The sequence below is a fragment of the Porphyromonas gingivicanis JCM 15907 genome (genome assembly GCF_000614585.1).
GTDB classification, from domain to species: Bacteria; Bacteroidota; Bacteroidia; order Bacteroidales; family Porphyromonadaceae; genus Porphyromonas; species Porphyromonas gingivicanis.
Window position 1 is genome coordinate 210,950 of the sequence record NZ_BAKX01000003.1, and the last position, 22,699, is coordinate 233,648.

Annotated in this window: 20 protein-coding genes and 3 pseudogenes; 20 read left to right on the plus strand and 3 right to left on the minus strand. The window is 42.8% G+C overall.

Annotation, left to right across the window (positions count from 1 at the left end):
* Position 1: 1 nt before the first annotated feature.
* The 8 genes and pseudogenes from JCM15907_RS04655 (at position 2) to JCM15907_RS10770 (ending at position 9,710) form a co-directional block, all read left to right on the plus strand.
* A complete protein-coding gene (locus tag JCM15907_RS04655; protein WP_025842905.1) occupies positions 2-1,051 on the plus strand; it encodes a glycosyltransferase family 4 protein in 1,050 nt (349 codons plus the stop codon).
* Positions 1,018-2,025, plus strand: a complete 1,008-nt coding sequence (locus JCM15907_RS12210) for a glycosyltransferase family 2 protein (protein WP_025842906.1) — start codon at positions 1,018-1,020, stop codon at positions 2,023-2,025. The genes JCM15907_RS04655 and JCM15907_RS12210 overlap by 34 nt, the downstream gene beginning before the upstream one ends.
* Positions 2,022-2,603 (plus strand): glycosyltransferase family 2 protein, encoded by a 582-nt coding sequence (locus JCM15907_RS04665; protein WP_159099912.1) that lies wholly within the window; start codon positions 2,022-2,024, stop codon positions 2,601-2,603. Before JCM15907_RS12210 ends, JCM15907_RS04665 begins: the two co-directional genes overlap by 4 nt.
* Positions 2,603-3,001, plus strand: coding sequence for a hypothetical protein (locus JCM15907_RS04670; protein WP_025842908.1), 399 nt, complete (start codon positions 2,603-2,605; stop codon positions 2,999-3,001). Before JCM15907_RS04665 ends, JCM15907_RS04670 begins: the two co-directional genes overlap by 1 nt.
* Positions 3,002-3,356: 355 nt before the next feature.
* On the plus strand, positions 3,357-4,538 hold the full coding sequence (gene rseP / locus JCM15907_RS10760) for an RIP metalloprotease RseP (protein ID WP_242396797.1): 1,182 nt from the start codon (positions 3,357-3,359) through the stop codon (positions 4,536-4,538).
* Positions 4,539-4,677: 139 nt separating this feature from the next.
* On the plus strand, positions 4,678-7,236 hold the full coding sequence (locus tag JCM15907_RS04680) for an endonuclease MutS2 (RefSeq protein ID WP_242396798.1): 2,559 nt from the start codon (positions 4,678-4,680) through the stop codon (positions 7,234-7,236).
* A 79-nt stretch (positions 7,237-7,315) separates the two neighbouring features.
* A pseudogene (gene tyrS / locus JCM15907_RS10765) lies at positions 7,316-8,610 on the plus strand (tyrosine--tRNA ligase).
* Positions 8,611-8,636: 26 nt separating this feature from the next.
* Positions 8,637-9,710 (plus strand): glycosyltransferase family 2 protein, encoded by a 1,074-nt coding sequence (locus tag JCM15907_RS10770; protein WP_025842910.1) that lies wholly within the window; start codon positions 8,637-8,639, stop codon positions 9,708-9,710.
* A 423-nt stretch (positions 9,711-10,133) separates the two neighbouring features.
* Here JCM15907_RS10770 and JCM15907_RS10775 read toward each other — a convergent pair.
* The 3 genes and pseudogenes from JCM15907_RS10775 to aroQ form a co-directional block, all read right to left on the minus strand.
* Positions 10,134-10,786 (minus strand): annotated as a pseudogene (locus JCM15907_RS10775) (O-methyltransferase).
* Between the two features lie 97 nt (positions 10,787-10,883).
* Complete coding sequence (gene pyk / locus JCM15907_RS04700; RefSeq protein ID WP_025842911.1) at positions 10,884-12,308, minus strand: pyruvate kinase; 1,425 nt, start codon at positions 12,306-12,308, stop codon at positions 10,884-10,886.
* Between the two features lie 2 nt (positions 12,309-12,310).
* Entirely contained in the window at positions 12,311-12,760 is a 450-nt protein-coding gene (gene aroQ / locus JCM15907_RS04705; RefSeq protein ID WP_025842912.1) for a type II 3-dehydroquinate dehydratase, read from the minus strand.
* 57 nt (positions 12,761-12,817) lie between these two features.
* Between aroQ and xerD the strand changes: the two are divergent.
* The 12 genes and pseudogenes from xerD (at position 12,818) to rsxC (ending at position 22,692) form a co-directional block, all read left to right on the plus strand.
* Positions 12,818-13,740: pseudogene (gene xerD, locus JCM15907_RS10780) on the plus strand (site-specific tyrosine recombinase XerD).
* Positions 13,741-14,031: 291 nt separating this feature from the next.
* Positions 14,032-15,579, plus strand: a complete 1,548-nt coding sequence (gene porX / locus JCM15907_RS04720) for a T9SS response regulator signal transducer PorX (RefSeq protein WP_025842913.1) — start codon at positions 14,032-14,034, stop codon at positions 15,577-15,579.
* On the plus strand, positions 15,576-16,043 hold the full coding sequence (tsaE, locus tag JCM15907_RS04725) for a tRNA (adenosine(37)-N6)-threonylcarbamoyltransferase complex ATPase subunit type 1 TsaE (RefSeq protein WP_025842914.1): 468 nt from the start codon (positions 15,576-15,578) through the stop codon (positions 16,041-16,043). Before porX ends, tsaE begins: the two co-directional genes overlap by 4 nt.
* Positions 16,024-16,644 (plus strand): thymidine kinase, encoded by a 621-nt coding sequence (locus JCM15907_RS04730; RefSeq protein ID WP_025842915.1) that lies wholly within the window; start codon positions 16,024-16,026, stop codon positions 16,642-16,644. The genes tsaE and JCM15907_RS04730 overlap by 20 nt, the downstream gene beginning before the upstream one ends.
* Positions 16,645-16,648: 4 nt before the next feature.
* On the plus strand, positions 16,649-16,984 hold the full coding sequence (locus tag JCM15907_RS04735) for a ribosome-binding factor A (protein ID WP_025842916.1): 336 nt from the start codon (positions 16,649-16,651) through the stop codon (positions 16,982-16,984).
* Between the two features lie 109 nt (positions 16,985-17,093).
* Positions 17,094-18,023, plus strand: a complete 930-nt coding sequence (locus tag JCM15907_RS12980; RefSeq protein WP_159099913.1) for an ABC transporter permease family protein — start codon at positions 17,094-17,096, stop codon at positions 18,021-18,023.
* Positions 18,014-18,256, plus strand: coding sequence for an FtsX-like permease family protein (locus tag JCM15907_RS12985; protein WP_025842918.1), 243 nt, complete (start codon positions 18,014-18,016; stop codon positions 18,254-18,256). Before JCM15907_RS12980 ends, JCM15907_RS12985 begins: the two co-directional genes overlap by 10 nt.
* A gap of 7 nt (positions 18,257-18,263) precedes the next feature.
* The gene (locus JCM15907_RS04750; protein ID WP_025842919.1) at positions 18,264-18,815 is read left to right on the plus strand and encodes a DUF4924 family protein; all 552 of its coding nucleotides are present in this window, start codon (positions 18,264-18,266) and stop codon (positions 18,813-18,815) included.
* Between the two features lie 14 nt (positions 18,816-18,829).
* Positions 18,830-19,759 carry a dTDP-4-dehydrorhamnose reductase gene (gene rfbD / locus JCM15907_RS04755; protein WP_025842920.1) on the plus strand — a complete coding sequence of 310 codons (930 nt, stop codon included), beginning with the start codon at positions 18,830-18,832 and terminating at the stop codon, positions 19,757-19,759.
* A gap of 212 nt (positions 19,760-19,971) precedes the next feature.
* A complete protein-coding gene (locus JCM15907_RS04760) occupies positions 19,972-20,409 on the plus strand; it encodes a SoxR reducing system RseC family protein (protein WP_025842921.1) in 438 nt (145 codons plus the stop codon).
* Entirely contained in the window at positions 20,406-21,317 is a 912-nt protein-coding gene (locus tag JCM15907_RS04765; protein WP_025842922.1) for a Fe-S cluster domain-containing protein, read from the plus strand. Before JCM15907_RS04760 ends, JCM15907_RS04765 begins: the two co-directional genes overlap by 4 nt.
* Before the next feature lie 43 nt (positions 21,318-21,360).
* Positions 21,361-22,692: an electron transport complex subunit RsxC gene (gene rsxC, locus JCM15907_RS04770; protein WP_025842923.1), complete on the plus strand. Its 1,332-nt coding sequence runs from the start codon at positions 21,361-21,363 to the stop codon at positions 22,690-22,692.
* The last annotated feature ends 7 nt before the right edge of the window (positions 22,693-22,699 follow it).

The window sequence follows — 22,699 nt, forward strand, 5'->3', positions numbered from 1 at the left end:
TATGCAGCAGAAGATTGTTTTTGTGACAAGAGGGTTGCACGATGGGGGTGGTATTGAACGTGTAACCAGTTACATAGCTTCTCTTTTGGCACAAGAGGGTTGGAAAGTGGATATTCTTTGCTTACAGAAAAGAGGAGAAGCCTACTTTCCCCTTTCTGAAAAGGTCAATGTGGTTTACCAATCGGAGTACAAAGGATGGAGTCGAACGAAGCGGATAAGAAATTATTATAAAGAAGTTCAACCGGATCTAATCATTGGTGTGGGGAGTAATAGGTCTCTAACGCACTATTTTTCTGCTAAAGGATTCAAGTTTGCTACGTGGGAACACTTTAATACGACCATTCAGGCGCATCCATTGCATTCGTTTTCTCGTTGGTGGGCTACTCGTTTAGGTTGGATTATAACCCTTACCCCTGCCGATGCTGAGGCTTATCGTCAGTGCTATAAAACCCAAAAGGTGATTTCCATAGCTAACCCCATTACAATAGATAACTTACAACCGACTGACTTAAGTGCCAAAAGAGTACTTTCTGCGGGTCGTTTAGTCGGTCAGAAAGGGTTTGACCGACTACTACAAGCGTGGTCTTTGGTAGAGGGCAAGCATCCAGATTGGCAATTGCGTATTGTGGGGTCGGGCAAGAAAGAATTCCTTTTGAAAGAGCAGATACGACGTTTGGGATTAGAAGATCGTGTAGAGATGCTTCCTCATTCGAAGAATATGACAGAACAGTACCGACAGGCTTCTATTTATGCCATGGCATCTCGCTACGAAGGCTTCCCTCTTGTGCTATTGGAGGCCATGGCTTCTGCTCTCCCGATTGTAAGTTTCGACTGCCCGAGAGGCCCCAGTGATATTATAACTCCCCAAGAAACGGGGATATTAGTTCCTGATAACGATATAGAAGCATTCGCCCAAGCTCTTGACTCCCTGATGATTGATGCCCATTTGCGCCACTCGATGAGTCAAAAAGCTCTTGAGAAATCCATCCGATACACACCTCAACATATACTAAAAGAATGGACCCAAGCATTGCAAAAGCTGACTCTATAAAGGAGTCACATAGACCTTTAGTCCAAGTTATTATACCAGCTTACAATTCGGCAACATATATTGATGCTTGCTTTGCCTCTCTGATAAACCAGACCTATCAACACTGGGAAGCCTTAGTTATAGAGGATGCCTCTAATGACGGGTTGACTCCCCAGCTTTGTGATAGCTGGGCTCAAAAAGATAAACGTATTAGGGTATGGCATTTGGAGCAGAATAGAGGCGTTGCTTATGCTCGCAATCGAGCTTTGCAATATGCCACAGCGGAGTGGATAGCTTTTCTCGATAGTGATGATTTATTGCTTCCTAATCATTTGCAAAGCCTTGTCGAAGCGGTGGTCTCTTCGGGGGCAACGATGTCTTTTACAGGTTATTATCCTTATCAAACACCTAAGGGTACACGTTCAGCCAATGGAGTACTTGCTCCTAACAAACTCTTCACAACTCGAGAGATTATAATTCGTACATGTTTGGAAAAGAGGGGAATGGCTACTTACCTTTGGCGTTGTCTTTTCCGTCGTGAGATGTTTACCTCTATTAGCTTCCCCGAGGGGCGTGTTTTTGAGGATTATACGATCTTTCTTCCGCTCATTTCACAAGCCGAAAGAATTGTACACACTGGGCGAGCAACTTATAATTATCGTTGGACACCCAATAGCATTGTAAACACTAATTCGGTGCGTAATTTGAGGGACTATTCGTATGCTCTTTTGGAGCGTTACTATCAGATAGAAAACAGTCTCATCCTTTCTGAGAGAGAGCGAACTATGTTACTCCTTTGGCCCACGAAGCGTTTTTACCAATTGGTGCATGAGGCGGAGCATTTGCCTCTTGGAGTAGAGCGAGAGGCTGTACTCCAAGAGCTTTCTACTATGATGATTTCTATCGGATTACGTCCACGTACTTCTTATCCCTACTCCTTGCAAATGCTACTCTTCTCTATAAAGAAAAGATTTTTTGAATGGATACTTCTATGAACATACAGGTAGGGCAACCTCTAATAACTATTATAGTTCCTGTCTTTAATACGGCACCCTTTTTGGAGCCTTGTCTTAAAAGTATAATAGAGCAGACCTACACTCATTGGGAAGCCCTTCTGATAGACGATGCTTCGACGGATGGACTTTCGCTCTCCATTTGCAACGAATGGGGGCGCAGAGACGAACGATTCAGAGTACTATCTCTGCCTGAAAATAAGGGTATTAGTTATGTTCGCAACCAAGGGCTGTCTTTGGCGCAAGGGCAGTTTATTACCTTTTTAGACAGCGATGACTTCCTGTCCTCCAATCATCTCTCCTCTCTTTTAGAGGGGGTGGAACAGAGTAATTGTGAAGTAGCCGTAACAGGTTTCTTGCATTGCACTGTGGAGGGGCGTGTAAAAAAACGTCTTTATGCTAAGGTGCGTAAGGGCTACACGTGGAGTAAATCGGAAGCTCTAAAAGCTTTATTGATGGATCGTAAACTTACCAGCCATTTATGTAATAAACTTTTTGACAAGAAACTTTTCGAAGGAATAACCTTTCCCGTAGGCAAGTGTACGAAGACTTTTCGATAATGCTTTCCCTTATAGAGCGAGCGAATGGCGTAGTGCATACAGGAGGGTATACCTATTACTATCGTCGTCATAATGCGAGTATAACCAAGGTTACTACTCCTAAGCACTTGATGGACTTCTTTATAGCCAACGAGGAGCGTTATCACTATCTTTTGAGAGAGAATGATGCTATTTCGTCCAGAGAGCGTGCTCTTTTGCGCCTTTGGTATGAAAAAACACTTGTACGTGTACATTACGAGGCACAGCACCTGCCTGCTTCGGAAGAGCGGGATGCATCTTTGCTTCACATGTCTCTCTCTCTAAAACAGATAGGGATAAAAGAGATCAAGCATTGCTACAGATTATGTATGCTGGGCTATTCTCTGCGCAAACGTTACTATGAAAGCTTGCTCAAGTAACCTATTACTTATAGAAACTACAGTCGCGCCCATTGTCTAAATGGGTAAATTGTAAAAATTTGTTTAGGAAGACTTTTTGTTTTTGAGATGACTTTTGCGACTTGCACAGGGAGCAAAGCTGTAAAACATTTACACGGAGGGTTTTGAGAGTTAGCACGGAGGGTTTGGCTTGCAAGCATTATACCTTTTCTTTCCAACCCTTATAGGTTGCAAGAGAAGCCTGTAATGAAACTCTTGTATAGGAGTGAAAAAGGAAGCAAAGAGGTTTGAAAGAGGCCCTACAATGTTTACTAACTGAGAGAAAAAGTATACTTTCGCTCCTTAATTGTTAGGTAAAGAATAGATTTAAGATACTATGCTATTGGTGGTTCTAATGAAAGCATTTCAGTTGATGCTTTCTTTTACATTGCTCGTTTTCGTGCATGAGTTGGGACATTTTCTTGCCGCACGTCTTTTTGGGGTACGTGTAGAACGCTTTTTTCTCTTCTTCGATATGGGGAAACCGTTACTACGATATAAGTCTTCCAGAAGTGGCACGGTGTATGGCATCGGTTGGTTGCCTCTCGGAGGGTATTGCTCTATGTCGGGGATGGTAGATGAGCGTTTTATTATGCATAATGAGAGTACGCATCCACAGGCGTATGAATTTCGAGCCAAACCTGCATGGCAACGCCTCATTATAATGATTGGAGGTATCGTCTTCAATCTTATTTTAGCTGTAATACTCTATACGGGCATCTCTTTCCATTGGGGCGACTATCGCCTATGGAGCGACCAAGTTTCCTCTGGAATGAGCTTCTCACCTACGGCACAGAAAGTCGGCTTTCAGGATAACGATATTATTCTGAGTGCAGATGGAAAGCGGTTGGATGTTTTTTCGGATGCGTTTTATCGTTCTGTAATCACTGCTCAACAGGTCAAAGTACTTCGCAATGGAGAAGAATTGACTATCACTATTCCTGCTGATATGATGCAGAGAGTAATAAGTGATAAGGCTGGTTTGATGGGTGTACAAATTCCTTTTGTAATTGATAGTGTGCTTGCTCATTCGCCAGCCCAAAAGATCGGTCTTCTTAAGGGCGATCGTTTACTCCGAGTAGATAGCACCGAAATCAAAGATGCTGTAGATGCTCAGTTACTATTCAAAAATGCTCCTATGGTGGAACGGGAGATAGTGGTGGCTCGAAACGATGAAGAGATTTACCTATCGATACAGCCCGATTCGGCAGGATATATAGGCGTTTCACTTTCTTCTATCAATGCCGTTTACCCCGTAGAAAAGGTTAAATACTCTATTGTAGAGTCCGTCCCTGCTGGTATTCGCAAGGCTTTGCGCACGTTGAAAAATTATGTGGGCGATATGAAGTATGTCTTTACCAAAGAGGGAGCTTCACAGATGGGCGGTTTGCTTTCTATCGGTAATCTCTTCCCTAAAATGTTCGACTGGTACAGCTTCTGGAGCATTACAGCTTTATTGTCAATTATTTTAGCCTTTATGAACTTCCTCCCTATCCCGATGCTTGATGGGGGTACATAATGTTTACTCTTTGGGAGATCATTACACACAGACGAGTGAGCGATAAGGCGATACTCAAAGCCAATAGAATAGGGCTGATTTTCTTATTACTTCTATTGCTTTATGCCAATGGGAACGACCTCCTTCGCGCTTTCTTTTGATGGAACAATCGTATATGAGTAAGCTAACCATTTATCCTCACTCTTTTGAAGAGAAAATAGGCTTCGATGCTATACGACTGCTTTTGAAAGAAAAGTCGCGCAGTCTTATGGGGCAAGAGGTTTTGCAGGAGTGGCAAGCTACTGCAGACCCCCAACAGCTCCAAGAAAGGCTTGAGCGTATGCGAGAGTTGCTCCTCATATTGGAGGAGAAAAAGGACATTCCTAACCTTGCTTTAGAAGATTTGAGAGCCAGTATAGAGTCTATCCGTCCAGAGGGAACGTATCTTTCCGAGGAGAAACTACCTCATTTGGCGTCTCTGATCAATCGAGTGGCTAATCTCTATTCCTTCTTAGGTTACCAAAAGAGAAATATACCCGAAGAAGAAGGAACTACTCCGACTCGCTTTCCTCACCTATTGACATTATTACCCGAAGGACTTTTACTTCCCGACATTAGTCGTCGCATTGAGGAGTTATTAGACCGATTTGGACGTATCAAGGATACCGCTTCGCCTGAGTTGGCTACCATAAGAAACGAAAGAGTACAGGTCGAAAGAAACATTAGTCGAGAGGTAAAGCGCATCTTAGCCTATGCCATAGAGCAGGGGTGGGCAGAAGAAGAGGCGCGCCCCACACTAAGAAATGGACATTCCGTAATACCAGTTACGCCTACTTATAAGCGTTACTTAAAGGGTATTGTACACGACGAATCGAGTACTGGTAAAACTATTTTTATAGAACCCATAGAAATCGTTGAAGCCAACAACCGCATCCGTGAGTTAGATGTAGCAGAGCGACGAGAGATTATACGGATCCTCATTCAGCTATCCAATGCTATACGCCCTCATATCTCCTCTATTTTAGATATGTATCGTTTGGTGGGGCTTTTCGATGCACTCTTTTCCATGGCTCTTTTTGCCCAAGAGGAGCGAGCGGTCATTCCCAAACTTTTGCCCAAACCTTACCTTGATTGGTTGCAGGCACGTCACCCTGTTTTGCGTAGAACGTTAGAGACAGAGCATCGCTCTTTAGTACCCATAGACCTTTCTTTGCAAGCGCCTGAAGGGCGCATTTTGATTATATCAGGTCCCAATGCTGGGGGAAAGTCCGTTTGCCTCAAAACCTGTGCTATGCTCCAATATATGTTACAAATGGGGTTTCCTATACCTGTGCATCCAGACTCTACCGCAGGGATTTTTTCAACCATAGCGGTAAATATAGGAGATGATCAATCGTTGGAAGATGATTTGAGTACATACAGCTCTCATTTGGTAAACATGAGGCGTTTTTGTGCCTTAGCTTCTCCTTCTTCTCTTCTCTTAATAGATGAGTTTGGGGCAGGTACAGAACCCGAATTGGGGGGAGCTATTGCCGAGTCTCTTTTGGAAGAATTCAACAAAGCAAAGAGTTTTGGACTCATAACTACCCATTACCGGAATCTAAAGCAGTATGCTACGGAACATGAGGGGGTTGTGAATGGGGCAATGCTCTACGATAGGGGGGAGATGCGTCCTCTGTTTAAGCTCTCGATAGGACACCCTGGAAGCTCTTTTGCCATAGAGATAGCCAAGAAATCGGGATTACCAAAGGAGGTTATCGAGCATGCCTCGCTTTTGGTAGGTAAGGAACTTATTGACTCGGACAAATATGTTCAGGATATAGCGCGTGATAGGCGTTATTGGGAGCGTAAGAGAGAACTGGTGCGTAAAAGGGAGAAAGAACTTGAGGAAAGTATAGAGCGGTATCAAAAAGACTTGCTACAACTTCGTTCGTCAAAACAGCAAATTATACAAGAAGCCAGAGAGCAGGCGCAACGTCTTCTCAGCGAAAGCAATGCAAAAATAGAGCGTACCATTCGAGAGATTAAAGAGAGTGGTGCAGAGAGAGAGCGTACTCAAAAGGCGCGTCAGGCTTTGGAGAGCTTTTCGAAGGAGGGACTTCCTGCCATGGAGGCAGAGAACGCTGACAATAGTTCAGAACGCATAGAGAGGGAGATAAAACGCCTCGAAAAGAGAAATAAGCGCAAAGAGGAAAAACGTCTTAACCCTAAGCAGGAAAAGAGCATCACAGAGTCTCCAAATCCAACCAAAGAGAAACCTATCGAAGTGGGTTGCTGGGTTATTACCCCTAATGGTATAGAGGGAGAGGTCTTGGAGATAAGAGGAGCTTCTGCTTTGCTTGCCTTGGGTGGCACGATGCAGACCTCCGTTCCCCTTGTTCAACTTAAAAGAAGTAGCAAGGGTAAAGTTACTTCTCCAGCTCTTAAAGAGAAGAAGAGTAGCAATGTTACCGAACATTTGCACGAAAAAAAAGTACACTTCAAACAGGAGTTAGACCTCCGAGGTATGAGAGCTTTAGATGCCATGCAAGCAGTAGATTATTACCTCGATGAGGCCATACAGGTCGGTTGTCATCGGATACGCTTACTACATGGCACAGGTACAGGCGCACTACGCCAGAGCATACGTCAGTTGTTGGCAACACGTCCCTATGTCTTGCGCTATTATGACGAGGATGTACGATTGGGAGGAGCAGGTATTACTATTGTAGAATTGTGATACACGCATTTGAAGCGTGTGCTATTTTCATGAGACGTCGTACCTTTGTGGATAAATCATAACGAACATACATACGGTAATGAATTCATTTGTAGAAGAGTTAAAGTGGCGTGGCATGCTACACAACATAATGCCGGGCACAGAAGAACAATTGTCGAAAGAATTAACATCTGCTTACGTAGGTATTGACCCTACCGCAGATTCTCTGCATATAGGACATTTGGTGGGTGTGATGATGCTCCGCCATTTACAACGCTTCGGACATCGACCCATCGCTCTTCTGGGAGGTGCAACTGGTATGATTGGAGATCCCTCTATGAAGAGTGCAGAGCGCAAGCTATTAGATATAGAAACATTGCGTCATAATCAGGAGGCAATAGGGCGTCAGTTAGCTCGCTTTTTGGACTTCGATAGCCACCTTCCCAACGCTGCAAAGTTGGTCAATAACTATGACTGGATGTCGGAGTGGCGCTTCTTAGACTTTATCCGTGAGATAGGAAAGCATATTACCGTCAACTATATGATGGCCAAAGACTCTGTCAAAAAGAGAATTGATGGACAGGATGGTGCGGGGCTCTCGTTTACGGAGTTTTCATACCAACTACTCCAAGGGTATGATTTCCTCTACCTCTATCGTAATGAGGGTTGTCGTTTGCAGATGGGAGGTTCCGATCAGTGGGGCAATATTACCACGGGGACAGAATTAATCCGTCGTATTGATGGGGGCGAAGCTTTGCGATTACCTGTCCTCTTATTACTAAGGCAGATGGCGGAAAGTTTGGAAAAACGGAAAAAGGCAATATCTGGCTCGATCGGCGCTACACTTCACCGTACACTTTCTATCAGTTCTGGCTCAATGTGAGCGATGATGATGCTGTACGTTACATCAAGATATTCACATTTTTGTCTAAAGAAGAAATTGAGACTCTAACAGAAGAGCATACTCAAGCTCCTCATAAGCGTATCTTGCAACGCAAGTTGGCAGAAGAGATGACCATATTGGTGCACAGCGAAGAGGATTACAAAGCAGCAGTCGAAGCTTCGGAGATACTTTTTGGTAATGGTACTGCCGAAGCATTGAAGAACCTACCCGAAGAACTTCTTTTAGCCGTAATGGAGGGCGTTCCTCAGTTTACGATAACCCGAGAGGCTTTTGTCGCTTCGCCCAAGATGATAGACATTTGTACGGAGTTAGCTCCTATTTTTCCTTCAAAAGGAGAGCTTCGAAAACTCATAAAGAGCGGAGGAGTGAGCCTCAATAAGGAGAAGGTTGGCGATACAGAGTTGCTTCTTGGCGATGAATATCTTATCGCAGGGCGTTATCTATTGGTACAGAAAGGGAAGAAACAGTACTATTTGCTGACGGTTCAGTAAGAAGCTGTTTTTGCTACTATTTAATTATGTCTAAGCAACTGACTATCGTTATTGTTAATTACAAAGTACCCCATTTTGTAGTACAATGCCTCGATTCGGTTGCTAAGGCTATAGCTTCGCTCGATGCAGAGGTGTGGGTGGTGGATAATGCTTCGGAAGATGGTTCGGTAGAACTGCTTTCCGAAGCATTTCCTTGGTGTCATATCATTGCCAATAGAGATAATGTTGGTTTTGCGAGGGCTAATAATCAAGTCTTGAAGCAGGCTACTTCTAAGTATGTATTGCTCCTTAATCCTGATACTTTGATTGGAGAATCTACACTAAAAGAGTGTATCTCTTTTATGGAAACCCATCCCGATGCAGGTGCTTTGGGCGTACGTATGATGGATGCACAGGGGACCTTTCTTCCAGAGAGTAAGAGGGGAGTTGTTACGCCTTTTGTTGCTTTCTGTAAGATGACCGGCTTGGGCAAGATGTTTCCACGGAGTGCATTTTTCAATCGCTACTATTTGGGGCATTTATCCGATGATGCTGTTTGTAAGGCGCCTATACTGGCTGGAGCTTTTATGTTTATGCGTCAAGAGGCAGTACAGAGTGCCAACTACCTTGATGAACGTTACTTTATGTACGGAGAAGATATCGACCTTTCTTATAGTATTTTGCAATGCGGTTACACCAATTACTACCTGCCCATACCAATACTGCACTATAAGGGTGAGAGCGAAAGTGCTTCGGCTCATCCTGAACGTTACTTAGAGGCGTTTTATGGTGCAATGGAGCTTTTTTATGATAAGTATTACCATTCTTCACGTCTGACTCGCTACTTGATGCGTTTGGTAGTTCGATGGCAAAAGAGTAGAGGGAAGAAGAGGTTGGTTAAGCGAAAGGAGGATTTGCCAACTCCTTTGCGATCTAAGCAGTGGTCTAAAGATGCGTTGGAAGCAGTCCCTCCAGGAAGTTCCATTATTATAGAGCGCATACAGTTTTCCTACGATTCCTTACTGGAGATTATCCGTTCTTTAGAGGGAAGAGGAATAACGGTTTTTATCTACGATTCTATCCGACAAGTTACGATAGCCCCTGGAGGCATTTACTCCTAATAAGATTCTTTCGACCTCACTCTCCAAAAGAGAACCTCCCTCGAGTTAGAAAACGAGAGAGGCTCTTGACGAATAAGGAAATAAATTGAAAGAGAGAAGAAAATATCACGACAACTCTGCTAAAAGAAGCAGATTATGTGTCTTTAACAGTTGGCTTACTCCGAACAGTGGTATGGTAAAACTGACCTTTGTGAAGATACTTTTTAACCTAACCTTTGCAACCGCTTATTGCAAGCTCTGACGGGAACTTCCTGCCTGTTATTTTTTCTACGATGCAAAGGTAGTAAGGTGCAAAAAAGACAACAATACCCTGAAATAGGCATTTTAATATACTTACCCTAACAGATTATAGCGATAAAGAATATTTTTTAAGAGATAAATAGAAGTAGAGGGAGATATTTATGCTTATTGCGAGCCACGACTTCACTTTTTTCGGATAAGGGTAAGTCCATCTCTTAGAGGGAGTAAAACGACTTCCACCCGAGGGTCGGAAGCAATCTGTTCATTGAAATGTACAATACCTTGTGTCTGTGCATCTTTTGGGGTGGGTGTTTGTAGTACTTTACCATCCCAAAGAGTATTGTCGGCTATAATTAAAGCACCTGATGGTAGCTTGTCGATGAGCAATTCATAGTAAAGAGTATACTGTCGCTTATCGGCATCCATATAGATAAGTTGGAAAGAAACTTCTTCTAATAATGTGGGTAAAATCTCTTCAGCTTTGCCAATATGAAGGGTGATATGTTCCGAAAGAGAGGATTGAGTCAATGATCTGCGGATGAAGTCTTCCATTTCGTCATTGCGCTCTATGGTGTGTACACGTCCAGAAGAGTTAGAAGAGAGTCCCTCTGCTAAGCATAAAGTAGCGTAAGCAGTATAGGTGCCTATCTCTAAGATGTTTTTTGGTTGTGTCAAGGAGACCAGCATTTTGAGAAAACGCCCCTGCAAATGTCCAGAAAGCATACGAGGTTGCAGAAGATGCACCTGTGCCTCCCTTCTTAGATAGGAGAGTAGAGAAGCTCTTCTGAAGAATGCGCCTCTAAGTACTGTTCTAATTCTTCCGATTGTAACGACATAGATAAGAAAGGAAACCTATTGATAGGTTTTACAAAAAAGAGAGATGTGAGGGGTAATTTTCCTCTACGCTCTCTCTTTTTTATCTATTTCAGTTGTTTACTTTTGGCTTATCAGATTATGCACTGTGTCTATTTCCAAAGAGTTGGTAGAGCCATTTTTACCGATATTACCACTCATATGAGCCACCTTATCTTCCATTGTGAGGTAGCCAGAGGCTACTAATTGCTCCAAAGCCTCAGTCAAGTTTTGGGGCATTCCCTTTTCGAGAGGAACGTATTTGGTTTTTACTCCATAGGAGAGCGATAGTTGTCTCGAAATAGGTTTTCGGTAGCAAACGGCATAAATGGGTACTCTGCCTCGAAATGCAGCTAAGTACCGAGCTGTACGACCTGTATAGCTATCCGCAATAAGTGCCTTTACGTTGAGTTTAGTAATACTCTTTACTGCTTGTTTTGCCAAGAAGGCAGTGGTGGTTAGGTCGTCTCCCTCTATTGGCACTCTTATATCATTGGCTTCCAAACGAGTTTGCTCTGCTTCGTATATCACTCGGCTCATTGTTTGCACTGCCTCTATGGCATACTTCCCGTAAGCAGTTTCTCCGCTCAACATAACCGCATCTGTACGATAGTAAATAGCATTAGCAATGTCTGTTACCTCCGCACGTGTGGGGCGAGGATTGGTAATCATTGAGTGTAGCATTTGTGTGGCAACGATGACGGGCTTTTTCTTCTCGATAGCTTTTCGTATTAGGTGGCGTTGTATTCCAGGTATTCTTTCAAAGGGGATTTCTATCCCTAAATCGCCTCGAGCTATCATAATACCCGATGCCACAGAAAGGATTTCGTCGATATTATCTACCCCTTCTTGATTTTCTATTTTAGCGATAATTTCGATGGAGCTGTTATAGGCATTCAAAATGCGTTGGATATCCAACACATCCTCTTTGGTACGCACGAAAGAGTGAGCGATGAAGTCAATTTCTTTACGGATAGCATACTCAATAAAGGAGAGGTCTTTCTTTGTGAGCGAGGGTAGTGGAATGTGTACATCGGGTATGTTCACACTCTTGCGACTTTTTAGTTCTGCTTCGTTTTGTATGGTACACACAGCTTCTGTAAGCCCCACCTCCATCACCAAGAGTTCCAAATCTCCATCGTCAATCAATATACGCATTCCCGGTTGGAGCACATTAATGATGTCAGGATAGGAGAGTGCAATCTGCTCGTGGGTTGTTAATTCATCGGGTGCTCCTCGAAGGATAACCTTCTCGCCAGCTTTGAATAGGATAGGGCTTTCACAAACAGTTGTTCTAATTTCTGGCCCCTTGGTGTCCATAAGAATACCTACGTAGGGATCTACGGCACGGACATTATCGACTACCTTATTCATCCCTTCTGGAGTCATATGGGCTGTGTTCAAACGTACCACATTGACACCTGCATCAATTAGTGATTTGAGAAACTCTTTGTCGCAACGCTCGTCACTGATGGTTGCTACTATTTTGGTTAATTTTTGTGACATAATTATTGGGTAGATGATTGATTAAGTAAGGCAAGCACTGCTAAGTGATAACCATATAATCCCAAGCCAGAAATAGTGCCAGCTACTACGGGAGAGAGGTAAGAGTGATGCCTATATGCTTCACGAGCTGCGATATTACTGATATGAACCTCTATTACAGGGGTTTGTATAGAACGTACTGCATCGGAAAGAGCTATTGAGGTGTGTGTGTAGGCACCTGCATTGAGTACAATGCCTGTTACCTGCTCTTGCTCCAACTCCTGCAACCAATCAATGAGTACCCCTTCGTGATTGCTCTGTCGATGCTCCAATGTTATATTGGGAAACTGTCGTTTGAGCTCTTCTATCCATTCTGACAGGGAGGTCGTACCATATATATGAGGTTCGCGTATCCCTATTTTATTTAGGTTAGGACCATCTAAAATAACGATTCGTTGAGATCGCATTGCCATATTGCTCGTATCTTTGCTTACAAAGATAAGGCTTTACCTTGAAAATATTTCTTTGCTATGACAGATAGAGAGTTGATAGATGCCTACAAGCGTTATCTGCGCTTGGAACTTAATTTAACCGAGAATAGTATACAGGCTTACCTTGGAGATGTGGAAAAACTCTTTCATTTCTTACATACTTCAGGCATAACATTGGAAGAAGTTACCTACGCTACTCTTCAGCAATTCGTAGCTCAACTCTACGATTTGGGCATTTCTCCCCGTTCTACAGCAAGGATTATTTCGGGTGTTAAGAGCTTTTATAGATTTCTTATGTTGGAAGAGTATGTCGAGTTGGACCCAAGTGAACTTTTAGAGACACCAAAGATTGGACTTCATTTACCCACAGTACTTTCTGTCGAGGAGATAGACCATATCATTGAAAGTATTGATATGACTAAGGACGAAGGGCTGCGTAATAGAGCAATTATAGAGGTACTTTACAGTTGTGGCTTACGAGTGAGTGAACTCTGCCATCTGCGTTTGCGAGATGTACATCCCGAAGAGGGGTTTGTGCAAGTATGGGGCAAGGGGCGTAAAGAGCGATTGGTGCCGATTAGCTCATCTGCTTGGAAGCTATCAATACCTACCTTTCTTCGGATAAGCGTTATACTCCCAAAGCTGGAGAGGGAGAGTATATATTTCTCTCTCGGCGGGGAAAAGCCATCTCACGCATAACGGTTTTCTGTCTTATCAAACAGCTTGCTACGATGGCGGGTATTACCAAAGAGATAAGTCCCCACACCTTTCGGCATAGCTTCGCGACCCATTTGCTTGAAGGGGGAGCTAACTTGCAGGCCATACGTATGATGCTGGGACATGAAGATATCGGTACTACCGAGATTTATACCCATATTGACAAAACAAAATTGAGGAGAGATATACTGAAATATCACCCTCGAAATAGTGCTTACTATGATTCTCTGAAAGAAGAGGAGTAATCTCTCAAAATCCCTATACAGATAAGCGTTTTCAACGCAGGATAAACACTCCTTCTTCCTCTTTTTATCCTTTTTTTTATTTACCATATTTCTTGCTCCCAAAAGGTATAATGGTTTTTGTAAAAAGGGTTATAGGGTAGGAACGAAAGGTATAACCCTTATGAGCGTAACCATTATACCTTTCGATAAACTCTACTATACCTACTCTCGTAAAGCCTTCTGTCCAAACAATGTTTTACCTAAACTCAATAAATAGTACCTTTGTGGGAGAGCAATAAATAGATTATAACTATGCCAACACAGTACAGAATACTTTGGGCAGACGATGAGATAGAGCTTCTCAAGCCTCATATCCTCTTTTTGGAGAAAAAAGGGTACTCTGTATTCCCTGCTCAAAGCGGTAATGATGCCTTAGATTTGCTCAAGAAGGAGTCTTTTGACTTAGTTTTCTTAGATGAAAATATGCCAGGTCTCTCTGGGCTTGAAACTTTAGAGCAGATACGCCACCTCTCTCCCTATTTACCTATTGTTATGGTGACCAAAAACGATGAGGAGTTTTTGATGAATAAAGCCATTGCAGGAAAGGTGGCGGACTTCTTAATAAAGCCTGTCAATCCGAGTCAGTTGCTCCTAACTCTTAAGAAAATACTCCAAAAGGAGCACCTCATCAGCGAGGCAGCAGTACTTGACTATCAGCAAGAGTTTCGCAATATTAGTATGCAACTTATGGGGCAACTTTCTTTGGAGGAGTGGAAAGAACTCTACAAGAAACTCATGAAGCGTAGCTTACAACTTGAAGAGGAGTATCCCGATATGCTCGATATGCTTGATATGCAACGGAGAGAGGCTCAACAGCAATTTGGACGATTTGTTTGCCGCGAGTATGAGGGGTGGATAAAGAACCCTACTTCTCGCCCTTTGATGAGTCCCGACCTTTTTTCAAAACGAGTATTCCCTCTTTTGGATAAGGGAGAGAAAGTCTTTTTTGTACTGATTGACAACTTCCGTTACGACCAATGGCTCTCTGTAAAAGACTTGCTGAGCGATCTTTTTCACTTTGAAGAAGATCTGTATATGGCCATCTTACCTACGGCTACACAGTATGCTCGCAATGCTATCTTTTCAGGGTTGATGCCTGCACAAATAGCCCAACAATTTCCCGACCTATGGGTAGATGAGGAGAGCGAAGAGGGTAAGAACCTCAATGAAGCTCCCATGATTCAAACTCAATTGGAGCGCTTTCGTAAACCCTATGAGTTTTCGTATCACAAGGTTTATGAAACACGTTATGGAGAGAAGTTGCTTGCTTCGATGGACCAACTGGCTCGCTATCCGCTGAATATCATTGTGCTTAACTTTGTCGATATGCTTTCTCATGCCCGCACAGAGAGTCGTATGATTCGGGAGTTGGCGAACGATGAAGCTGCCTACCGCTCCTTGACCCGAAGTTGGTTCAAGCATTCTACTACCTACCGTCTTTTCAAAAAAATGGCTGAGATGAAGTGTCGCATCATACTCACTACCGACCATGGTACAGTACGAGTAAAAAATCCAGTCAAGGTAATAGGCGATCGCAATACAAGTACTAATTTGCGATATAAGTTGGGGCGCAATCTTACTTATGATAGCAAAGAGGTATATGCTGTAGTAAAACCCCGAGAAATAGGGTTACCCTCTACGCACATAACAGATAAGTTCATATTTTGCTATGAAGATGACTTCTTTGCTTATCCTAACAACTATAATTACTATGTGGGTTACTATCGAGACACTTTCCAACATGGAGGTATCTCTATGGAAGAGATGATGGTACCTATAATTGATTTACAGCCTAAATGAATACTATTGTAATAGAGAGCTTGGCAGATATTGCTCGAGCGGCTCAGTACTTTATAGAGCAGGTGCAAGGGTATAAGGTATTTGCTTTTGTAGCTCCCATGGGTACGGGTAAGACAACTTTTATAACCGCTCTATGCCGAGCTTTGGGGGCGGACGATGTTATGAATAGTCCCACCTTTGCCATCGTTAATGAGTATGCCCTGCCCAATAGCGAGAGTGTTATCTATCATATGGATTGCTACCGTTTTGATTGTTTGGAAGATGCTCTTAACTTAGGCTTCTCGGATTATATTGAGAGTGGCAACTATTGCTTTATTGAGTGGCCCGAAGTTATTGAGGCTCTCCTCCCAGAGGATACAATTTATGTAGAGATGAAGGAAATCGAAGATGGACGTCGCCATATAATGCTTTACAATAGCAAAGAGTACAATTCTATACAGAACCATGGAGTTGGGAGAGATTGAAAGAGCCTACACGAGCTCTCACAGAAGAGGGTCGATAGAGGTAATTTGTGGCTCGATGTTTAGTGGTAAAACGGAAGAGCTGATGCGTCGCTTGCGCAGAGCCTCCATAGCCCAACTTAAAGTGGAGGTGTACAAACCTGCCATAGATACTCGCTATGACGATAAGAATATAGTCTCGCACGATGCTCGTAGTTTCGACTCCAATGCAGTAGACAATGCTCAGTTGATACTTCTATTGGCCTCCGATGCAGATGTAGTAGGTATTGACGAGGCGCAGTTTTTTGACGAAAGTATTGTATATGTAGTGGAGCAATTAGCCGATGATGGCAAGCGAGTCGTTATTGCAGGGCTTGATTTGGACTATAAAAGAAATCCTTTTGGCTCTATGCCTGCGCTTATGGCAGTGGCAGACTATGTATCTAAAGTACATGCTGTTTGTATGGATTGCGGAGCTCCTGCCAATTATTCTTATCGTCTCTCTGAGCAAGAGCATCAAATCCTTTTGGGAGAGCTTGAAAGCTACCGCCCTCTCTGTCGCAATTGTTATTTACACAGAGTACTCAACCCATTGAAACAAGAACCAAATAAACAAGAAAACTAAGGCTATGGATAATAGACGAATTAATAAAGTGTCTCGCCTCATTCAGAAAGAATTGGGCGAGCTTATACGTAAGCAGACCGCTTCCGTCTCTGGGGTTATTATTAGTGTAACGCAGGTAGTTATATCGCCAGACCTTGCCGTGGCAAAAGTCTATTTGAGCGTTTTCCCCAGTGCAAAGTCTTCTACCTTGATGCCCATTATACAAGGCAATGCAGCACAACTTCGTTACGATTTAGGGGTAGAGTTAGGCAAGCAGTTGCGTGTTATCCCCGAACTTATTTTTTACTTGGACGATACGTTAGATTATCTTGATAACATAGATCGGCTACTGAAAAAATAATTGCTTTTCTTGTTTGTACTTACAATAGGTCTTTGTAGTTGACGCTGTTTTTTCTCTAAACTTTTGTAGAATGCTCTCTTTGCGCTTAGCTTCTCGTTACTTCTTTTCGATGAAGAGATTGCATTCTGTACATATCATCTCTACAATCTCTTCTATTACGGTGGGGATAGTGGTTATGGCAGCGGTTTGTATCCTCTCTATTTTTAATGGATATGAACGTATTTTGCTCAATCAAGTTAGCTTCTTAGACCCTCCTCTACTTATTGAGCGTGCAGATAAACAGGTTTTTCTCTCTGAAGAACCGCACTTGCAGAAGATACTATCGCAGACTACAAGTTTAGAAAACTACTCCTTTGCTCTACAAGCAGATGGGGTAGTGCGCTCTGACGTTACACAGCGAGTAGCACATCTTTATGGTGTAGATACCGCTTTTGCTGAGGTCAATAATGTTGCACCCCTTGCTTTTTTAGGACAGTTTACAACAAAGGAAGAACAGTACACTTTGGGGTTAGAACTCTATGGAACTCTCTTTCCCGTCTTTTCTGCTTTGGAGGATAGCGTTATGATTTACAGCCCCAAAAGGAAAGGATTTATCAATCCAATGTTACCCAATACCGCCTTTCGATTGAAAAAGGGCGAGGCGACTTCCGTAATTAATGTGCAAAATGAGTATTATGACCAATCTCTTTTTTTAGATATTGATGCGCTACGCACTCTTTTGGATTATACCTCTTCCGAAGCCGATAGGGTGCTATTACTACCCAAAAAAGAGCTTTCGCTCTCAGAGGTACAAAAGAGCTTGCAAGAGGATTTGGGAGATGAATGGAGGGTGCTTAATCGTGCGGAGCAACAACCTGATTTGATTCGCTTGGTTGCTATTGAGAAATGGATGAGCTTCTTTATCCTTTTTTTCGTTCTTCTGTTAGCAGCGTTCAATGTGGTATGCTCTTCCTCAATGTTGATTATCGAAAAAAAGAGAGACGTAGAGATACTCTCTTTCTTGGGGGGCAGAGTAAATTCGTTCGTCGAGTGTTTTTAATCCAAGGTTTTTTTGTTACTTTTTTAGGAGCCTTTATTGGTTTCTTTTTGGGGCTACTGCTCATAGGAGCGCAAGACCGATGGGGGTGGATTACCTATGGACAAGGAATTTACAAGCAACCCTATCCTGTAGAGATACAAGGTCTTGATATTTTCATCCTACTGATGACTATTGTTATAGTAGGCTACTTGTCTTCTCTTTATCCCGTATATCGTTTACTCAGAAAAAAATAACTCTTCTATGGATAACCAACTCTTTTCTCAACCCATAATGCAGAAGTTAAGAGACGAAAACCCTGCTGAATACCTTCTTTATATATGGAAACTGGAAGAATTAGTAAGAGCTTTTCCATCCCAAGAAACTTTCCAAGAGTATTGCAACGGATTGCTCACCGATAAGGAGAATGTGCCTCTTGTTACGTTGCTCCGAAAGGTTTACGCTGAGTTGCAAGAAGAAGAACTTTTGGAAAAGATGGGAACCCATAGCCAAGATATACGGTGTTTGATTAAAACTTTAGAGGATTTGCACCTAAGGTTGCTTGAAGATGAGCGAGAAGAGATTTATCAAGGTTTACATTTACAAGTGTTACCTTCCATTATTGCTTTGCAAAAGAAAAACGGAGCGCAAGCAAAGGGCGAGATAGAGACCTGCTTGGAAGCTATCTATGGTTTACATAGGTTGCAAAGCACGCAAAAAGAGGTTTTCCCAGACACATTAGAAATGCTCAAAAAGTTTGGTCTTCTTCTCAAAGTATTGGGTGAAAAACGAATGACTTATAAAGAGTCGGAGTAAGATACTGGACGTTTATGGCAGAGAAAAAAGCTCTAATTGTACTTTTGGGAGCTAATGGACAGTTGGGACGTTCCCTGCTTCGCTATTTTTCTTCAGAAGAGCAGTGGAAGGCTTCGGATTGTTTTCCTATAACAAGAGCGGAGTGTGATTTTGAGAAGAAACAAGAGGTCGAAGGTTTATTTCACCTCTTGGACAACTTGTATAAGGAGAGAAACTATGGCACTTGTATAGTTGTCAATACTGTGGCTTATACTCAAGTTGATCAAGCAGAGGTCGAAGAGGAGCGAGCTATGTATCTTAATGCCTATTTGGTAGCAGATTTAGCGCGAGAGATTGATGCCCGAGGGTGGGCTATGGTACAAATAAGTACCGACTATGTTTTTGATGGCAAAAAGAGAACACCCTATTTAACCACAGATATACCACATCCACTTTCTGTATATGGTAGAAGCAAATATGAAGGAGAGTTGGCTCTTCAGAATAACATAATGAGGGGCAGAGGTGTGGTTGTAAGGACCTCGTGGCTTTATGCTCCATTTGGCAAAAATTTTCTCAAGACTATTCTGCATCTTGCTCGTTCTAAAAAAGAGCTGCGAGTAGTAGCCGATCAGTGTGGAGCCCCTACATATGCACCTCATTTAGCAGAGTACATAGGGGGGCTTTGTCAGAAATTTGTAGATACAGGGCTATTTCCTTCTTTTATAAATCATTTCTGTGATCAAGGAGAAACCTCATGGTATGGCTTCGCTAAGGAAATAGTCAAAGAAGCTTCTTTGGAAGCTTCTTGTAGAGTACTCCCTATTACTACCGAGGATTATCCAACATTGGCTCTTCGTCCTGCTTATTCTCTTCTCGCTTTGGAGAGTACCATTTGTCCTTGTTGCCCTTGGCAGGTAGGTGTGAAGAAATGTATCGAAGAACTCTCATTGTTGGATGATATCTAATAAAAATGAGGGTTAAGAGAGGTGAATACCTACTAATATTTATCTCTTTGGTGTAACTTTCTTCATAATCCTTAGGTATTTTTTGTTTTCATGTATGGGTGGTTATGCTGTGAAGTTGGGATTTTTTCTTTGATAGGTGTATTCTAAATAGATATTTATACCTACTTTTGTGGAGTCTAAGAGTTATTATTGTAAAAAGCTTTGTATAAGCGATGAGTCAAGACGTTTTAGAACAGAGGGCTATCGTCTCTCGTGTGCGTGATGCTTACGTAGTTGTTACTGTTCAGCAGAAGAGTGCTTGTAGTGGTTGTCATGCAGCAAGTGCGTGTTCTTCGGCAGACTGTAAAGAACGAGAGATAACGGTCTACTCTCCCCAAGGAAACTTTGAGATTGGCGAGCCCGTTATTCTTAAAGGGCAGTATGCTATGGGTCGCTTGGCTGTTTTTTTGAGCTTTGTAGTTCCTTTGATTATAACTCTCGTAGTTGCCCTTTTGGCAAATTATGCTTTCCATTATTCTGAACTTAACACCGCTTTCTTGACCCTTGCCAGTGTGGGGGTTTATTATGGTGTGCTATCTATGTTTCGGTCTGTATTGAAGCGTAAGTTTGTTTTCACAATAGAGAAAATTCATTCAAACGATAATATATGATACTAACTGCGATTGTGCTGGGCGTGATAGCCATTGTCAGTGCACTACTTCTTTATTTCGTATCGAAGAAATTCGAAGTGTATGAAGACCCTCGTATTGGAGCCGTATCCGAAGTTCTCCCTCAGGCCAACTGTGGGGGATGTGGTTATCCAGGATGTAGCGGTTTTGCTGCTGCATGCGTTGGAGCTTCCTCTTTAGATGGTCTCTTCTGTCCCGTGGGAGGAGCGGCTGTTATGGGGCAAGTAGCAGATATTTTAGGAATGTCTGCTGGGGCTGCCGAACCTATGGTAGCTGTTGTACGCTGTAATGGTACTTGTGAGGCTCGTCCCAAAGTTAACGAGTATCAGGGTGCTAAGAGTTGTAAGATTGCTTCTGTACTCTATTCAGGAGAAACAGGCTGTTCTTTTGGTTGCTTAGGATTAGGAGACTGTGCGCTTTCTTGTGATTTCGATGCTTTGCATATGAATCCTGTTACAGGACTGCCTGAAATTGACGAAGAGAAATGTACCTCTTGTGGAGCTTGTGTAAAGGCTTGTCCTAAGATGATTATAGAGCTTCGCAAGAAAGGACCTAAAGGACGTCGTGTGTTCGTCTCTTGTGTGAATAAGGATAAGGGTGGAGTAGCGATGAAAGCATGTAAGAGTGCTTGTATCGGTTGTGGAAAGTGTCAGAAGACATGTCCGTTTGAAGCGATCACTGTAGAGAACAATGTTGCATACATCGACTTTAACAAGTGTCGTTTGTGTCGTAAATGTGTGGCTGTTTGTCCTACTGGAGCTATTCATGAGACTAACTTCCCTCCTCGTAAACCTGAAGTACCTGCTGAGCCTAAAGCAGAGGCTCCAGCTCCTCAGGTGCCAGTAACTCCTCCAGCGCAACCATCAGATGCGCCTGTAGCTAATGCGTGATAACAGTAAATAATCAAAAAACGATCATATTAGTATAAATACTATGCAGAGGACTTTTCGTATAGGGGGAATTCATCCTCCCGAAAGTAAAATGTCAGCAGGCCGTCCTATCGAGGTATTGCCTATTCCTAAGGTGGCAGTTATTCCTTTAGGACAGCATATCGGTGCTCCTGCACAGGCTGTTGTTGCAAAAGGAGATGAGGTTAAGGTGGGAACGCTTGTTGCCAAAGCTGGGGGATTTGTTTCTGCCAATATCCACTCTCCAGTATCTGGTAAGGTTGCTAAGATTGACACCATCTTTGACTCAAGTGGTTACAAGAAACCTGCTATATTCATAAATGTAGAGGGCGACGAATGGGAAGAATCTATTGACCGCTCTACTACTATAAAGAAGGAGTGCGCTTTAAGCCCAAAAGAAATTGTAGATAAGATTGCCGAAATGGGTATCGTTGGTATGGGGGGAGCTACATTCCCAACCCATGTCAAACTTTCTCCTCCTCCAGGTCAAAAGGCAACTGTTCTCATCATAAACGCCGTAGAGTGTGAGCCGTTCCTTACCAGTGACGATGCTTTAATGAGAGAGCATGCAGAGGAAATCATGATAGGTTGTTCTATTATCATGAAAGCCATTGGTGTTCAAGAAACACTCATTGGTATTGAGGTGAATAAGCCTGAAGCTATCCAAGAAATGGAGCGTGTGGCAAGTGCTTACTCTGGCATCAAAATTATTCCTTTGAAGAAGAGGTATCCTCAAGGAGGAGAAAAACAATTGATAGATGCTGTTATACGTCGCCAAGTTTCCAGTGGAGCTCTTCCCATATCTACAGGAGCGGTGGTGCAGAATGTCGGTACTGTTTACGCTGTTTATGAGGCTGTTCAAAAGAATAAACCTCTTGTTGAGCGTATTGTAACTGTTACAGGAGATACTTTGGCTAATCCTTCTAACCTCTTGGTACGTATGGGGACTCCTATGATTGACTTAATCAACCATGCGGGGGGAATGCCTGAAGATACGGGTAAAGTAATAGGAGGTGGTCCTATGATGGGACGTGCCTTGGTCAATACAGATGTCCCTGTAACCAAGGGCTCTTCTGGTCTATTGCTCTTAAGCCGTAAGGCTACTGCTCGTAATGAGATGAGAGACTGTGTGCGTTGTGGTAAGTGTGTGGGTGTATGCCCTATGGGACTTAATCCTGCTTTCCTTATGCGAGACACAGTTCTTAAAAATTGGGATGGCTGTGAGAGTATGAATGTAGTGGATTGTATCGAGTGTGGGTCTTGTAGTTTTACTTGCCCCGCAGATCGTCCTCTCCTGGACTATATTCGTATCGGGAAACAGACTGTTATGGGTATTATGCGTGCTCGTAAACAATAAGCAACTC

What these genes read in the sequence shown, in the direction of transcription:
- JCM15907_RS04665 (WP_159099912.1), top strand. Translation starts at nt 2,022, where the DNA reads ATGAACATACAGGTAGGGCAACCTCTAATAACTATTATAGTTCCTGTC.
- JCM15907_RS04760 (WP_025842921.1), top strand. Translation starts at nt 19,972, where the DNA reads ATGAGTCAAGACGTTTTAGAACAGAGGGCTATCGTCTCTCGTGTGCGT.
- rsxC (WP_025842923.1), top strand. Translation starts at nt 21,361, where the DNA reads ATGCAGAGGACTTTTCGTATAGGGGGAATTCATCCTCCCGAAAGTAAA.
- JCM15907_RS04765 (WP_025842922.1), top strand. Translation starts at nt 20,406, where the DNA reads ATGATACTAACTGCGATTGTGCTGGGCGTGATAGCCATTGTCAGTGCA.
- JCM15907_RS04680 (WP_242396798.1), top strand. Translation starts at nt 4,678, where the DNA reads ATGGAACAATCGTATATGAGTAAGCTAACCATTTATCCTCACTCTTTT.
- rfbD (WP_025842920.1), top strand. Translation starts at nt 18,830, where the DNA reads ATGGCAGAGAAAAAAGCTCTAATTGTACTTTTGGGAGCTAATGGACAG.
- tsaE (WP_025842914.1), top strand. Translation starts at nt 15,576, where the DNA reads ATGAATACTATTGTAATAGAGAGCTTGGCAGATATTGCTCGAGCGGCT.
- pyk (WP_025842911.1), bottom strand. Translation starts at nt 12,308, where the DNA reads ATGTCACAAAAATTAACCAAAATAGTAGCAACCATCAGTGACGAGCGT.
- JCM15907_RS12210 (WP_025842906.1), top strand. Translation starts at nt 1,018, where the DNA reads ATGGACCCAAGCATTGCAAAAGCTGACTCTATAAAGGAGTCACATAGA.
- JCM15907_RS04735 (WP_025842916.1), top strand. Translation starts at nt 16,649, where the DNA reads ATGGATAATAGACGAATTAATAAAGTGTCTCGCCTCATTCAGAAAGAA.
- JCM15907_RS10770 (WP_025842910.1), top strand. Translation starts at nt 8,637, where the DNA reads ATGTCTAAGCAACTGACTATCGTTATTGTTAATTACAAAGTACCCCAT.
- porX (WP_025842913.1), top strand. Translation starts at nt 14,032, where the DNA reads ATGCCAACACAGTACAGAATACTTTGGGCAGACGATGAGATAGAGCTT.
- JCM15907_RS04655 (WP_025842905.1), top strand. Translation starts at nt 2, where the DNA reads ATGCAGCAGAAGATTGTTTTTGTGACAAGAGGGTTGCACGATGGGGGT.
- JCM15907_RS04750 (WP_025842919.1), top strand. Translation starts at nt 18,264, where the DNA reads ATGGATAACCAACTCTTTTCTCAACCCATAATGCAGAAGTTAAGAGAC.
- rseP (WP_242396797.1), top strand. Translation starts at nt 3,357, where the DNA reads ATGCTATTGGTGGTTCTAATGAAAGCATTTCAGTTGATGCTTTCTTTT.
- JCM15907_RS04730 (WP_025842915.1), top strand. Translation starts at nt 16,024, where the DNA reads ATGGAGTTGGGAGAGATTGAAAGAGCCTACACGAGCTCTCACAGAAGA.
- JCM15907_RS04670 (WP_025842908.1), top strand. Translation starts at nt 2,603, where the DNA reads ATGCTTTCCCTTATAGAGCGAGCGAATGGCGTAGTGCATACAGGAGGG.
- JCM15907_RS12980 (WP_159099913.1), top strand. Translation starts at nt 17,094, where the DNA reads ATGAAGAGATTGCATTCTGTACATATCATCTCTACAATCTCTTCTATT.
- aroQ (WP_025842912.1), bottom strand. Translation starts at nt 12,760, where the DNA reads ATGGCAATGCGATCTCAACGAATCGTTATTTTAGATGGTCCTAACCTA.